This window comes from Nocardioides sp. IC4_145, from assembly GCF_011250565.1.
Classification (GTDB): domain Bacteria; phylum Actinomycetota; class Actinomycetes; order Propionibacteriales; family Nocardioidaceae; genus Nocardioides.
The window spans coordinates 50,952-64,765 of sequence record NZ_JAANMS010000021.1 but is presented as its reverse complement, the minus strand read 5'-3'; the positions used below and the strand labels follow the sequence as shown (position 1 = coordinate 64,765).

Here is a 13,814-nt window from a genome sequence, read left to right as displayed (position 1 = left end):
CGCGATCCTAGACGGCCGGACCGCGCCGACCTTCCGGGCTGGGAGGGCCGTGCCGACGATGGTCGAGCCCGGTGTCGAGCGATCCACTCCGCTCTGTGACCCGGCCCACGGCGTGGGGTGTAGCCGGTTGTGTAACTCGTAGTTACATTGGCGCCATGTCCTTGATCCAGAAGCTGGGGCCCGGCGGCAGGCACGGGCTCGCCTCGCAGGAGTCGCGTGACCCCATCGGGTACGCCGTGGCGGCCCTGAACCGCGTGGCCCAGAGCGACCTCGTCGACCGGCTCGGCCTGCGCCGCACCGCCGAGCAGACCGTCTTCACCGTCACCCGCACCGGGTTCCGGACGGCGACCGCGGCGGGCCGGTCGTTCCAGCGCGCCGGCCAGCGCGGGAAGCCCGGCGTCCGCGTGCCCTCAGCCCCGCGCACCGGCGTCTTCGACCTCACCCCGACCGAGGACGAGCAGATGCTCGTCGACGTGGTGACCGAGCTCGCCGAGGAGGTCGTGCGACCCGCCGCGGCCGAGGCCGACGAGTCCTGCTCGGTGCCGGACGCGGTGCGCTCGGCCGCCCAGGAGGTCGGGCTGCCGTTGCTCGGCGTGCCCGAGTCGCTCGGCGGCATCTCCGAGGAGCGCTCGGCCATGGCCGGGACGCTCGTGGCCGAGGCGCTCGCGAAGGGGGACATGGGCCTCGCCGTGGCGACGCTCGCCCCCGGGTCGGTCGCCACCGCCATCGGCCTCTGGGGCACCGACGAGCAGCAGCGGACCTACCTGCCGGCCTTCGCCGGCGAGGACGTCCCGGCCGCGGCACTCGCCCTCAACGAGCCGACCGTCCTCTTCGACGTGCTCGCCCCGTCGACCACCGCGGTCCGACGCGGCGACTCCTACGTGCTCAACGGCACCAAGTCGCTCGTGCCGCTCGGCTCGGAGGCCGAGCTGTTCGTCGTCGGCGCCTCGCTCGACGGCGCCCCGGTGCTGTTTCTCCTCGAGTCGTCCACGGCCGGCCTCGCGGTCGAGGCCGACCCCGGCATGGGCGTGCGGGCCGCCGGCCTGACCCGGCTGGAGCTCACCGACGTCACGGTGCCGGTCGAGGCCGTCCTCGGCGCGACCGACGGGTCGACGTACACCGAGTGCGTGCGGCTCTCCCGCCTCGCCTGGTGCGCGCTGGCCGTCGGCACGGGCCAGGCGGTGCTCGACTACGTGACGCCGTACGTCAAGGAGCGCGAGGCGTTCGGCGAGCCGATCGCCCACCGGCAGTCGGTGGCGTTCATGGTCGCCAACATCGCTATCGAGCTCCAGGCGATGCGGCTGTTGACCTACAAGGCGGCCTCGCGCGCCGCGGCCGGCAAGGACGTCGCCCGCGAGGTGGGGCTGGCACGCAACCTGTGCGCCGCGAAGGGCATGCAGATCGGTCTCGACGGCGTGCAGCTGCTCGGTGGCCACGGCTTCGTCAAGGAGCACCCCGTGGAGCGGTGGTACCGCGACCTGCGGGCCGTCGGCGTGATGGAAGGGAGCGTGCTGGTCTGATGGCCATCAATCTCGAGGACCCGAAGAAGTTCCGGCCGCTGGTCTCGCAGGCCCACCAGGTCGCGATGAACATGCTGCGCCCGATCTCCCGCAAGTACGACAAGGCCGAGCACGAGTACCCCAAGGAGCTCGACATGCTCGCCGCGATGATCGACGGGCTCTCGGAGTCCGGCGCGAACGAGGGCGCGGGAGCCGCCGGCGTGCGGAAGGCCGAGGACGGCGGCACGAAGGACGACGGCGGCGTCAAGAACGGCGCCAACCTCGCCTCGGTCATGTCGATCGCCGAGATGTGCTGGGGCGACGTCGGCCTGCTGCTCTCCATGCCGCGCCAGGGGCTCGGCAACTCCGCGATCGCCTCGGTCGCCAACGACGAGCAGGCCGAGCGGTTCGCGGGTGTCTGGGCCGGCATGGCGATCACCGAGCCCGGCACCGGCTCGGACTCGGCCAACATCAAGACGACCGCGGTGCTGGACGGCGACGAGTACGTCCTCAACGGCGAGAAGATCTACGTCACCGCCGGCGACCGCGCCGACCACATCGTGGTGTGGGCGACGCTCGACCGCTCGCTGGGCCGGGCCGCGATCAAGTCGTTCGTCGTGCCGAAGGGCACCCCCGGCATGCGGGTGGACCGGCTCGAGCACAAGCTCGGCATCAAGGCCTCCGACACCGCGACGATCATCTTCGAGAACTGCCGGGTGCCGAAGGAGAACCTGCTCGGCTCCCCGGAGATCGACACCAAGCAGGGCTTCGCCGGCGCGATGGCGACCTTCGACAACACCCGGCCGCTCGTGGCCGCGATGGCCGTCGGCTGCGCCCGCGCCGCCCTCGACCTGACCCGGTCGCTGCTGGCCGACGCCGGCGTGACGGTCGACCACGACCGGCCGGCCCACCTCCAGCACGCCGCGGCCGCCAAGCTGCTGCAGATGGAGGCCGACTGGGAGGCCGCGCACCTGCTCATGCTCCAGGCCGCCTGGATGGCCGACAACCGCCAGCCGAACTCGCTCGAGGCCTCGATGGCCAAGGCGAAGGCGGGCCGCGTCGGCTCCGACATCACCCTGTCGTGCGTGGAGCTGTGCGGCTCCATCGGCTACAGCGAGGCCGAGCTGCTGGAGAAGTGGGCCCGCGACTCCAAGATCCTCGACATCTTCGAGGGCACCCAGCAGATCCAGCAGCTGATCGTCGCCCGCCGCGTGCTCGGTCTCTCCAGCGCCGAGCTGAAGTAGCAGCCGGGACGGACGAGAACGGCCCCCGCGGATCGCTCCGCGGGGGCCGTTCGACGTGCTGGTGGCGTCGTGCGCCGGGGCGTCAGCCCTTGTCGGTGTCGCTGGCGCGGCCGAGGGTCTCGGCCTCGCTGGCCACCGCGCTCGCCGTGCCGGGGTCGATCAGCGGGGCGTCGCTGGTGCCGAACCCGGTCTCGGTGGTGTCCGGGTTGGTCGGGACGCCGGCGCCCCGGGTGCCGGCCGGGGTGATCGCCTCGGTGCCGGCGCCGCCGGCGAGCTCGGCCGCGGAGAGGGGGACGTCGCCGGACGCGGTGCGCTTGGCGGCGGGCGTCTTCTTCGCCGGCGCCTTCTTCGCAGCCGGCGCCTTCTTCGCGGGAGCCTTCTTGGCCACGGCGGCGGCGATGTCGGCCGGGGTCACGTCGACGTCGTCCACGTCGGCGGCGGCGTCGATGGCGTTGTCGGGCTCGGCCGTCTTCGCGGCCTTCTTCGCGGTCTTGGCGGTGCCCTTGCGGGTGGTCGCCTCGCTCAGCGAGCCCTTGCCCGGGGTCGCCTTCGTCGCAGCCTCCCTGACGGCGGCGGTGGCGACGTCCTCGACGGGCGCCTTCACCGGCTCGCTGGCGGTCTTCTTGGCCGGGGCCTTCTTCGCTGCGGGCGCCTTCTTGGCCGGAGCCTTCTTGGCGGCGGGCTTCACCGGGTCGCCCTGCGGGCGGCTGGGCTCGGCGACCTTCTTCGCGGTCGTGTCGGCCTTCTCGGCCGGCGTGGGGGTCTCCGTGCCCGCCGGCGGCTCGGCCGTCTTGCGGGCGATCGGGTCCTCGCTCGGCGCAGCGGGCGTGCCGTGCTTCTTCAGGCCCGGCACCAGCGAGGTCACGGCGCCGACGGTGCCGGTCGCGCGGGAGATCGCCTGGCCGGTCACCTGGCCGGCGACCGCCTTGCCGAGCTCGACGGTGCCCTTCGCCTGGCCGACGGCCTGGCCGACCGCCTTGGAACCCGAGCCGATCGGGTCCTTGATGGTGTCGAGGGCGGCGTCCTTGATCTTGCCGAGGGGGCTCTTGCGGGCCACGGTGTCGGTCCTTCCGGTGGGTCGAGGTGTCCGAGGAGTGAAGCAGGCGCGTGTGGCGCCCGGTTCTGGGTCCCGTACCCCGGACGATCCTGTCCAGAACACCGTGTCGCGGTGACGTTCGCCATGCCTCGGAGCCGCCCCCGGGCGCGGCCGGCGGGCGCGTCCGGGGGGGTCCGAGTGGTGCGGGAGGGGTGGCAGGCCGCCCGTCAGGAGACGGCGCGGAAGGGGTCGTGCTCGGCGAGGATCTTGTCGACCCGCGCCTGGTCGAGGCGGGCGGAGACGGCCTGGGTCTCGTGGGCGTCGCGGATGACCTTCGCGAGGGTGAAGGCCGAGGTCGTCAGGTAGAGCGTGGTGACGGCGAAGAACGCGCGCACCCACGGGTCGACGGGGACGTAGAGGACGGCGAAGAGCATCGCGGAGAGCGCGACGGCGAAGGAGATGCCGGCCTGGGCGTAGAAGGCGGTCGTGTTGCGGACGGAGGTCGGAGTGCTCATGGCTCCAGCCTCGCCACGGCCCGCTGCGGCGGGATCCGTGCGCGCACCCGTCCGCGCCTGAGTACCGGTGCTCGGCCGCGGTCACCGGACCCCTCATGAAGCTCTACGCGGACGCCACCCCCCGCTTCGCGACCCAGCTCGCGCTCGACGCGCTGCTCGTCGGCTGGGTCGTGCTGTGGATCTGGGTCGGGAACACCGTCCACGACGGCACGATGGAGCTCGCTGGTCCCGGCGAGCGCACGGCGGCGTCGGCCACCAGCCTGTCGGAGTCGATGGGCGACGCCGGTCGCTACCTGGAGGACGTGCCGCTCGTCGGGGGCGGGATCGCGGCGCCGTTCGAGCAGGCCTCCGACGCCTCGCAGGCGCTGGCCGACGCAGGGGAGTCGACGGTGCGGGCGGTCGAGCGGCTCGCCTTCTGGTTGGGCCTGTCGATCGCGGTGATCCCGATCCTGGTGGTCGCGACGCGGTACGTCCCGGGCCGGGTCAGGTTCGTCCGGGAGGCGACCGCCGCGCAGCGGTACGTCGACGGGCCAGCCGACCTCGAGCTGTTCGCGCTGCGGGCGATGGCGCACCAGCCGCTCTCGGTGCTGGGCCGGGTGACCGACGACCCGGTGGGCGCGTGGCGCCGCGGTGACGCGGCCGTCGTCGAGCGGCTCGCGCGCCTGGAGCTGGCCCAGCACGGCCTGCGCCCGCCCGCGCCGCGGCGTACGTCTGCTCCGCCCATCCCGCCACCCCCGCCCCACCCGCCGACGGCGGCCGGGTCGTGAGCGGCGCCTGGCCGCAGGGCCACGTGGACGACGACGCGCGCACCGAGCTGATCATCAGCACCTTCGCGGACGCGTTCGCGCCGCTGATGGCGGCCGACCCGGCGGCGTTCCGCGGCAAGTACCGCTCCATGGCCCGCGACCCGCACGCGTTCTACCGCGGCAGCGCCAGCCTCTTCTACGCCGACGTCACGGCCCGGGGGGACGACGGCGCGGTCGACGAGGACTGGATCGACGAGCGCTCCGGGCGGATCTGGGTCCACGGCGACCTGCACGTCGAGAACTTCGGGACCTACCTCAGCGACGACGGCCGGCTCGTGTTCGACGTCAACGACTTCGACGAGGCCTACCTGGGGCGCTGGACCTGGGACGTGCTGCGCTTCGCCGCCTCGCTCGCCCTGGTGGGCTGGCAGAAGGCGCTGCCCGAGCGGGACGTGCGCGACCTGGTCGGGACCTACGTCGATGGCTACCTCGACCAGGTCGACGACTACCGCCGTGCGGCCGACGACGCGTCGGAGTTCGCCCTGCACCTGGACAACACCGAGGGGCCGATCCACCTGGCACTGGTGCGCGCCCGGCAACGCAGCCGGGCGGACCTGCTCGACGCCAGCACCGTGCGCGTCGACGGGGTGCGCCTCTTCCGCGACGACACCTCCGTCCGGCGCCTCCCGGACGACGAGCGCGCGTCGGTGGAGGCGGCGTACGAGAGCTACCTGGCGACGATCCCGGAGGACAAGCGGTCGGACCGGTCGCTCTTCTACCGGCTCCGCGACGTGGTCGGGAAGTCCGGCTTCGGCATCGGCTCGGCCGGGCTGCCGGCCTACAACGTGCTCATCGAGGGCCACAGCGAGGCGCTCGACAACGACGTGGTGCTGTCGATGAAGCAGGCCAACGTCCCGGCGATCAGCCGCTTCGTCGACGCGGGGACCGTCGACGGCTACTTCCGGCACGAGGGGCACCGCACGGTGGTGAGCCAGCGGGCGCTGCAGGTGCACACCGACCCGCTGCTGGGCTGGACCGAGCTCGACGGCGTCGGGTACGTCGTCTCGGAGCTCTCGCCCTACGAGGTCGACCTCGACTGGACCGGGCTGACCGAGCCCGAGCAGGTCGCCGACGTGGTCGGCCTGCTGGGCCGGGCGACGGCCAAGATCCACTGCGCCTCGGACGAGGACAGCGAGCAGGACCTCGTCGACTTCCAGGTCGAGGACGCGGTCGCCGCCTCCGTCGAGGGACGTCGCGAGGAGCTGCGCACCTGGGTCGCCGACGTCGGGCTGCGGTACGCCGACCGGGTGCGCGCCGACCACGCGCTCTTCGTCAGCGCCTTCCGCGAGGGGCGGATCGGCGTCTCCTCGACCTGACGTCAGACCAGGCCGGCGCCAGGGGAGGGCTCGGCCCGCAGGTGCGCCGGCGCCGCGAAGCCGCGCAGCGCGAACTCGGTGTCGATCGCCCGCATCACCGCCTCCACCCGCTCGTCCGGCACCAGCGCCACCGACGAGCCGCCGAAGCCGCCGCCGGTCATCCGAGCACCGACCGCGCCGGCCTCGACGGCGACCGCGACGGCCGCGTCGAGCTCGTCGCAGGAGATCTCGAAGTCGTCGCGCATCGAGGCGTGCGACAGCGCGAACAGGCGCTCGACGGTGTCGCGGTCACCCGCCGCCAGCGCGTCGGCGACGGGCCGGACCCGGTCGATCTCAGTGACGACGTGCCGCGCCCGGGCGCGCACCCGCTCGTCGGAGAGGCGCTCGACCGCCCCCAGGTCGGCCTGCCGCAGCGACGGCACGCCGAGCTCGGCCGCGGCCGCCTCGCAGTCGGCCCGCCGGGCGGCGTACCCACCGTCGATGAGCTCGTGGGAGACCCGCGTGTCGGTCACGAGCAGCGTGAGGCCGTCGAGGTCGAGGGTGACCGGACGGGTCTCGTCGCTGTCGAAGTCGACCAGCAGCGCCGCGCCTTCCTGGGCCAGGACCGAGACCGTCTGGTCCATGCCGCCCGTGGGGGCCCCGGCCACCTCGGTCTCCGCGCGGATGCACGCGTCGACCACGAGCTGACGGGCGGCGGCGTCGAGGTCGCGCCCGGCCAGCGCCAGCACTGCGACGGCCACCGAGCACTCCAGGGCGGCTGAGCTCGACAGCCCAGCGCCCAGCGGCACCCGGCCGTCGACGAGCAGGTCGACCCCGGGGACGTCGACGCCGGCCTCGCCGAGCGCCCACAGCACGCCCGCGGCGTACGCCGTCCAGCCCTGGGGGCCGCCCGGCCCGGCCTCCGCCGGCGTGCCCTCCCAGGTGGCGTCGTCCTGGAGGCTCGCGACCCGCACGCGGCCGTCGGCGCGTGGCGCGGCGGCGGCGTACGTCGCGTGCGGCAGCGCGAGCGGGAGGACCAGCCCCCGGTTGTAGTCGGTGTGCTCGCCGATGAGGTTGACCCGGCCCGGCGCCCGGCCCACGACGGAGGCGGGGGCGCCGTACCGCTGCTCGAAGGCGACGCGCAGGTCGGCGGCGATCTGGTCCGGGCTGCCGGGCTCGAGGAGGTTCACGCGCCCACCCTAGGAAGTCGGGCCAGAAGTCGTGTCGTCGGCGGCGCCACCACGTACCGTGGGGCCACGTGCACTTCCTCCACGACGCGCGGCCCGCGCACGACCTGACCTACGACGACGTGTTCATGGTGCCGCGGCACTCCGCGGTGGCCAGCCGGTACGACGTCGACCTGTCCACCGCCGACGGGACCGGCGCCACGCTGCCGCTCGTGGTCGCGAACATGACCGCGATCGCCGGCAAGCGGATGGCGGAGACCGTGGCGCGCCGCGGCGGCCTGGTGGTCGTCCCGCAGGACATCCCGGTGCCGGTCGTCGCCGACGTCGTCGCGTGGGTGAAGTCGCGTCACCTGGTCTTCGACACCCCGATCGAGCTAACCCCGCACCAGACCGTGGCCGAGGCGCTGGCGCTCATCCCGAAGCGGGCCCACCACGCGGCGGTCGTCGTCGACGGCGGTCGCCCGGTCGGCGTGGTCGCCGAGGGCGACTGCGCGGACGTGGACCGGTTCGCGCAGGTGCAGCAGGTGATGCGGCGCGACTTCGTCACGATCGGGGACGGCACGGACCCCCGTGCGGCCTTCGACGCGCTCGACAAGGCGCGCGAGCCGCTCGCGGTGGCGGTGGATGGCGACGGGGCGCTGGTCGGGGTGCTCACCCGCACCGGTGCGCTGCGCGCCACGCTCTACACGCCGGCCGTCGACACCCGCGGCGGCCTGCGGGTCGCGGCGGCCGTCGGCGTCAACGGCGACGTCGCGGACAAGGCACGCCGGCTGCTGGAGGCCGGCGTCGACTGCCTCGTCGTCGACACCGCGCACGGCCACCAGGACCGGATGCTCGAGGCGCTCCGCGCGGTCCGCGCGCTCGACCCGTCGGTGCCGGTCGTCGCCGGCAACGTCGTCGACGCCGATGGCACCCGCGCGCTGCTCGAGGCCGGCGCGGACGTCGTCAAGGTCGGCGTCGGTCCCGGCGCGATGTGCACGACGCGGATGATGACCGGCGTCGGCCGCCCGCAGTTCTCCGCCGTGCTCGAGTGCGCGGCCGCTGCCCGCGACCTCGGCGGGCACGTGTGGGCCGACGGGGGAGTGCGGCACCCGCGCGACGTGGCGCTGGCGCTGGCCGCCGGTGCCGCGAGCGTGATGATCGGCTCCTGGTTCGCCGGCACCCACGAGTCACCGGGCGACCTCGTCGAGGACCCGAGCGGCCGCGCCTACAAGGTGTCCTTCGGGATGGCGTCCGCCCGCGCCGTCGCCAACCGCACGTCGGCGGAGTCGGCGTACGACCGGGCGCGCAAGGGGCTCTACGAGGAGGGGATCTCCTCCTCGCGGATGTCCCTCGACCCGGCCCGCCCCGGCGTCGAGGACCTGATCGACCAGATCTGCTCCGGCGTCCGCTCGGCCTGCACGTACGCCGGGGCGCGCGACCTCGCCGAGCTGCACGAGCGCGCGGTCGTGGGCGTGCAGTCCGCGGCCGGCTACCAGGAGGGGCGACCGCTCGCCACCTCCTGGTGAGCCGGGCTCAGTCGGTGCTGCGCTCGGTCCTCGGCTCGGTCCTCGGCTCGGTCCTCGACTCGGTCCTCGGCTCGGTGGTCGGGTCGGTCCCCGCCTCGGCGGGGGCGTCGGTGGCCGGCGCCGCCTCGAACGACAGCGCGAAGTCGTCGCCGTGCTCGGTGACACCGGCGACGACGGCCTGCTCGACGGCATCCACGGCGTACTGACGACGCACGACGAGGGGGTCCTGCCGCAGGTCCTTCACCAGCGAGACGGCCAGGCCGATCATGACCAGCACGAAGGGCAGTGCCGCGACGATCGTGATCGTCTGCAGTCCTGACAGCGCCTCCGCGCCGCCGACGAGCAGCATCACCGCCGCGACCGCGCCGGTGGCGACGCCCCAGAAGACGACCGTCGGCCTGCGCGGGTCGGTCGTGCCGCGCTCGGACAGGGTGCCCATGACGATCGAGGCCGCATCGGCGCCGGAGACGAAGAAGATGCCGACCAGCACCATCACCAGGATGCCGGTGACCGTCGCCCACGGGAACTGCTCCAGCGTGGTGAACAGCTGCGACTCCAAGCCCTCCGCACCGGCGATGTCGACGCCGTCGGACTGCAGGTCGATCGCGGTGCCGCCGAAGATCGCGAACCAGACCAGGCTGATCAGGCTCGGCACGAGCAGGACGCCGGTCACGAACTGGCGGATGGTGCGACCGCGCGAGATCCGGGCGATGAACATGCCGACGAACGGCGTCCACGAGAGCCACCAGGCCCAGTAGAAGATCGTCCAGCTCTGGAGCCACGCGGCGGTCTCCGGACCCTCGGCGCCGGTCCGGGCCGCCATCGTCGGCAGGTCGCCGAGGTAGGTGCCGATCGAGCTGGGCAGCAGGTTGAGGATGAAGACGGTCGGACCGACGACGAAGAGGAACAGCGCGAGGAGCACCGCGAGCACCATGTTGATGTTCGAGAGGTACTGGATGCCGCGCGCGACGCCCGACACCGCCGAGAGCACGAAGGCCGCGGTCAGGACCGCGATGATCGCGACGAGCACGCCGTTGCCGACCTCGCCGATGCCGCCGACGATCTGGAGACCGCTGCGGATCTGGAGGGCGCCCAGGCCGAGCGAGGCCGCGGAGCCGAAGAGCGTCGCGAAGATCGCGAACATGTCGATGACCTTGCCGCCCGCGCCGTGGGCGTGGCGGCCGAGCAGCGGCTCGAACGCCGCCGAGACGAGCTGGGCGCGGCCCTTGCGGTAGACGCCGTAGGCGATGGTGAGGCCGACGACCGCGTAGATCGCCCACGGGTGCAGCGTCCAGTGGAAGAGCGTCGTCGCCATCGCGGTCTCGGCGGCCCGCGGCGTGCCGGCCTCGCCGGTGCCCGGCGGCGGATCGGTGAAGAACGTGACCGGCTCGCTGACGCCGTAGAACATCAGGCCGATGCCCATGCCGGCGCTGAACATCATCGCCACCCACGAGACGGTGCTGAACTCGGGCTCCTCGTCGTCCCGTCCGAGAGGGATCCGGCCGAACTTGCCCAGCGCCAGCCACAGCACGAAGACGACGAAGCCGCTCGCGGTCAGCACGAAGAGCCAGCCGGTCGACCTCATCACCCAGTCCAGCGCGCTGCCCGAGGCGGAGGCGAGGGACTCGGTGCTGACGAATCCCCACACCAGGAACGCGACGGCGATGACCGCCGTGACGCCGAAGACGACGCGGTCCAGGCCGCGCTCGACGCGCTGCTCCTCGGGCACGGCGTCCAGCGCCGGGTGGACGACGTCCACGGGCGGCTGGACGATGGCGTCGGCGACCCTGCGGGCCCTCGGGCGGTCGTCGCGTGGGTGGGGGTGATCCTGCTGTGTCGTCACGATCTGTCCACGTACCCGTCCCACCCGCAACGCACACCGTCGGGTGGGGTGGCGCGGCCCACCTCATCCCGGATGGATGAGCGGACAGGTGAGCGGACGGATGAGCTGGCGGGTCAGCCGCGCGAGCTGCGGACCGACCGTCCCCGGACGACCCCCACGAACGCCTGGCACTGCTCGTCGTCGCGCTCGACCAGCCAAGCCAGCCCGACGGTCGTCGGCTCCAGGTCGGTGACGACCCGGTGCTCCACGTCCTTGCGGTTGTGCAGCCGCGCGATCGACATCGGCACGATCGCCACGCCGGTGCCGCTGGCGACCACCTCGACGGCGTCCTTGACGGTCATCGGCGGCCAGTCGAGCTGCGGTACGTCGGGGCGCCAGCCGGACCGGTGGGGGAGCACCAGCTGCTCCTCGGCCAGGTCGGCGGTCATGACCTCGTCGGCCAGGGTCAGCAGGTGCTCGTCGCCGACGACGGCGACCGGGAGCTCGTCGTACAACGGGATGAGGTGGAGCCCCTCCCGGTCGACGGGCAGCCGCACGAGGCACATGTCGACCTCGCGCTCGCGCAGGACGCGCTCCTGGTCCTCCTCGGTCACGGGGACCAGCTCGAGCGGCTCACGGGTGCGCCGCTGTCGCCAGTGACGGGCCCACTTGTCGGGCGTCGCCCCGGTCACGAAGCCGACGCGGAACGGCGGGGTGCTCACGGGCTCGACCCTAGGGCTCGCCTCGCGCTGCTCGTGCGGCGCGGCACCCCGCCGCCGCGCGGTCATGCCGCCTGGGCCACCAGCGCGAGGAACTCGCGGTTGAACGCGGGGATGTCGTCGGGCTGCCGGCTGGTCACCAGGTTGCCGTCCACGACGACCTCCTGGTCCACCCACTCGGCGCCGGCGTTGCGGAGGTCGGTCTGCAGGCTCGGCCACGACGTGACCTGCTTGCCGCGGACCACGTCGGCCTCCACCAGCACCCACGGCGCGTGACAGATGACCGCGGTCGGCTTGCCGGACTCCACGAAGCCGCGCACGAAGGACACCGCCGACTCGAACGTCCGCAACAGGTCGCCGTTGGGCGCCCCGCCCGGCAGCACGAGCCCGTCGAAGTCGTCGACGCTCACGTCGTCGACCACCTTGTCGACGCCGAACGTGTCCGCCTTGTCGAGGTGGTTGAACGCCTGCACCTCGCCGGCCTCGGTGCTGAGGAGCACCGGCGTGCCGCCCGCCTCCTTGACCGCCTCCCACGGGCCGGTCAGCTCCGCCTGCTCGATGCCCTCGGTCGAGACGAGGAACGCGATGGTCTTGCCGGACACGGACTGCTCTGCCACGGGATCTCCCTCTCCTGGTGCACGTCTTCCTGCCCCGCTCCGGTGACCGGCGTCCGGGGGCTCGAAACCGCACCTGTGGAGAGGCGCTCGCGTCCTGCACCGTCGGCAACGAGGCTGGTCGCGCGCCGCCCGGGGTCTCTACGTCCTGCCGGGTGTCGACGACGCCACCTCGGTCGCGGCACAGCTCGGTGGAGTCCTCTCCCTGACCAGCGCCGCGCTGCACCACGGGTGGGGTGTCAAGGTCGTGCCGGACCGGCCCCACGTCACCGTCGGCCGCGGTCGCAAGGTCGGTGCTCGGGGACACCTGGCCCACGTGCACGACGCAGAGCTGCCGAAGCGCGACCCGACCGGGGTCGCGACGTCGATGGAGACGACGCTGCGCGACTGCCTGCGGTCCCTGCCGTTCGACGAGGCGCTCCGCGTCGCGGACTCCGCGCTGCGGGAGACGGGGTGTGCCCAGCTGCTGGGTCGGGTCGCGGACACGGTCCGCGGGCCGGGGTCGCCGCAGGTACGACGCGTCGCGGCCGTCGCGTCCGGTCTCGCCGCCAACCCGTTCGAGTCCGTGCTGCGGGCCATCTGCCTGGACGTGCCGGGGCTCTCCGTCCGGCCCCAGGTGACGATCGTCGACGGTGACTTCCGCGCCCGCGCCGACCTGGTGGACCCCCGTCTGCGGATCGTCTGCGAAGCCGACTCGTTCGCCTGGCACGGCAGCCGCTCGGCGCTCGCCTCGGATGCCCGCCGCTACAACCGCATGGTGGTCGGCGGCTGGATCGTCCTCCGCTTCACTGGGAGGACGTGATGCTCCACCCCGAGGAGGTCCGCCGCGTGCTCGAGAGGGCCGTGGCACTCGCCGAAGTACTGGGCGAAGTACTGGGCGAAGTCCGCCGACCGGGTCCGTCCGCCGCCTGAGCAGGAGCCGGGGGGAGCGACTTCTACCAGCAGTTCGGCGGGCGAGGACGAGACCGCACTACACACAGATCGGTAACGGGGCGCATAGCCGGCCGCCGATCGGTGAGACCCCCGTTTCGGACCCGGGGGAGGGGGCTACGGGACCGGTGGACACCGACAGCAGCGCGAGGAGCGACGCATGGGGCGCCAGCACGACGACGAGACCTGCGTGACGGTGCACCTGCCCTACGAACCATCCAGCGTGCGGCGTGCCCGGCACCTCCTCGCCGAGGACCTCCGACGCTCGGGCGTCCGGGACACGGTCGTCGACGACGCCGGCCTGGTGGTGAGCGAGCTGCTCACCAACGGCCTGGTCCACGGCCGGCCGAACGCCGACCGGACGATCGCGGTCTCCTGGTGCGTGCGACCCGACCTCCTGCGGCTGAGCGTCGTGGACGGCGGCTCCGTCGACGAGCTGCAGGCCGTCCAGCTCAACGACCACGCGCTCAGCGGACGCGGGCTCGCGATCGTCGACCACGTCTGCGAGAGCTGGCACTTCGAGCGGTCGCAGGGGACGCGGGTGACGGCCGAGCTGGCCTACGCCTGAGCGGCGGCAGCGGTCCGCAATTACGACTGGCCCGCAACCACGACTGGCCCGCGACGCAGGACGGGCCGCGA

13 protein-coding genes are annotated in these 13,814 nt (G+C 73.3%); 7 read left to right on the top strand and 6 right to left on the bottom strand.

Annotated elements, in window-relative coordinates:
• The first annotated feature begins 155 nt into the window (after positions 1-155).
• Entirely contained in the window at positions 156-1,520 is a 1,365-nt protein-coding gene (locus G6553_RS10760) for an acyl-CoA dehydrogenase family protein (protein WP_166192107.1), read from the top strand.
• Complete coding sequence (locus G6553_RS10755) at positions 1,520-2,743, top strand: acyl-CoA dehydrogenase family protein (RefSeq protein ID WP_166192104.1); 1,224 nt, start codon at positions 1,520-1,522, stop codon at positions 2,741-2,743. Before G6553_RS10760 ends, G6553_RS10755 begins: the two co-directional genes overlap by 1 nt.
• A gap of 82 nt (positions 2,744-2,825) precedes the next feature.
• On the opposite strand, the gene G6553_RS20700 is transcribed toward G6553_RS10755, so the two are convergent.
• Positions 2,826-3,800 carry a hypothetical protein gene (locus tag G6553_RS20700; RefSeq protein WP_207619617.1) on the bottom strand — a complete coding sequence of 325 codons (975 nt, stop codon included), beginning with the start codon at positions 3,798-3,800 and terminating at the stop codon, positions 2,826-2,828.
• A gap of 206 nt (positions 3,801-4,006) precedes the next feature.
• Complete coding sequence (locus G6553_RS10745; RefSeq protein ID WP_166192101.1) at positions 4,007-4,294, bottom strand: YiaA/YiaB family inner membrane protein; 288 nt, start codon at positions 4,292-4,294, stop codon at positions 4,007-4,009.
• A gap of 95 nt (positions 4,295-4,389) precedes the next feature.
• Here G6553_RS10745 and G6553_RS10740 point away from each other — a divergent pair, with 95 nt between their 5' ends.
• A complete protein-coding gene (locus G6553_RS10740; RefSeq protein ID WP_207619616.1) occupies positions 4,390-5,061 on the top strand; it encodes a hypothetical protein in 672 nt (223 codons plus the stop codon).
• Positions 5,058-6,416 (top strand): DUF2252 domain-containing protein, encoded by a 1,359-nt coding sequence (locus G6553_RS10735; RefSeq protein WP_347565639.1) that lies wholly within the window; start codon positions 5,058-5,060, stop codon positions 6,414-6,416. Before G6553_RS10740 ends, G6553_RS10735 begins: the two co-directional genes overlap by 4 nt.
• Positions 6,417-6,418: 2 nt before the next feature.
• Here G6553_RS10735 and galK read toward each other — a convergent pair whose 3' ends face one another.
• Positions 6,419-7,585 carry a galactokinase gene (gene galK / locus G6553_RS10730; protein WP_166192098.1) on the bottom strand — a complete coding sequence of 389 codons (1,167 nt, stop codon included), beginning with the start codon at positions 7,583-7,585 and terminating at the stop codon, positions 6,419-6,421.
• A gap of 68 nt (positions 7,586-7,653) precedes the next feature.
• Between galK and G6553_RS10725 the strand changes: the two genes are divergently transcribed.
• The gene (locus G6553_RS10725; RefSeq protein WP_166192095.1) at positions 7,654-9,090 is read left to right on the top strand and encodes a GuaB1 family IMP dehydrogenase-related protein; all 1,437 of its coding nucleotides are present in this window, start codon (positions 7,654-7,656) and stop codon (positions 9,088-9,090) included.
• A 7-nt stretch (positions 9,091-9,097) separates the two neighbouring features.
• On the opposite strand, the gene G6553_RS10720 is transcribed toward G6553_RS10725, so the two are convergent.
• The 3 genes from G6553_RS10720 to G6553_RS10710 form a co-directional block, all read right to left on the bottom strand.
• The gene (locus tag G6553_RS10720; RefSeq protein ID WP_347565638.1) at positions 9,098-10,849 is read right to left on the bottom strand and encodes a BCCT family transporter; all 1,752 of its coding nucleotides are present in this window, start codon (positions 10,847-10,849) and stop codon (positions 9,098-9,100) included.
• A gap of 197 nt (positions 10,850-11,046) precedes the next feature.
• The gene (locus G6553_RS10715) at positions 11,047-11,634 is read right to left on the bottom strand and encodes a LysR substrate-binding domain-containing protein (RefSeq protein ID WP_347565637.1); all 588 of its coding nucleotides are present in this window, start codon (positions 11,632-11,634) and stop codon (positions 11,047-11,049) included.
• A gap of 62 nt (positions 11,635-11,696) precedes the next feature.
• Positions 11,697-12,248 carry a type 1 glutamine amidotransferase domain-containing protein gene (locus G6553_RS10710; protein ID WP_166192086.1) on the bottom strand — a complete coding sequence of 184 codons (552 nt, stop codon included), beginning with the start codon at positions 12,246-12,248 and terminating at the stop codon, positions 11,697-11,699.
• Positions 12,249-12,561: 313 nt separating this feature from the next.
• Between G6553_RS10710 and G6553_RS10705 the strand changes: the two genes are divergently transcribed.
• Together G6553_RS10705 and G6553_RS10700 are read left to right on the top strand one after the other, a co-directional pair.
• A complete protein-coding gene (locus G6553_RS10705; protein ID WP_166192083.1) occupies positions 12,562-13,047 on the top strand; it encodes a hypothetical protein in 486 nt (161 codons plus the stop codon).
• 288 nt (positions 13,048-13,335) lie between these two features.
• On the top strand, positions 13,336-13,743 hold the full coding sequence (locus G6553_RS10700) for an ATP-binding protein (RefSeq protein ID WP_166192081.1): 408 nt from the start codon (positions 13,336-13,338) through the stop codon (positions 13,741-13,743).
• Positions 13,744-13,814 lie beyond the last annotated feature (71 nt).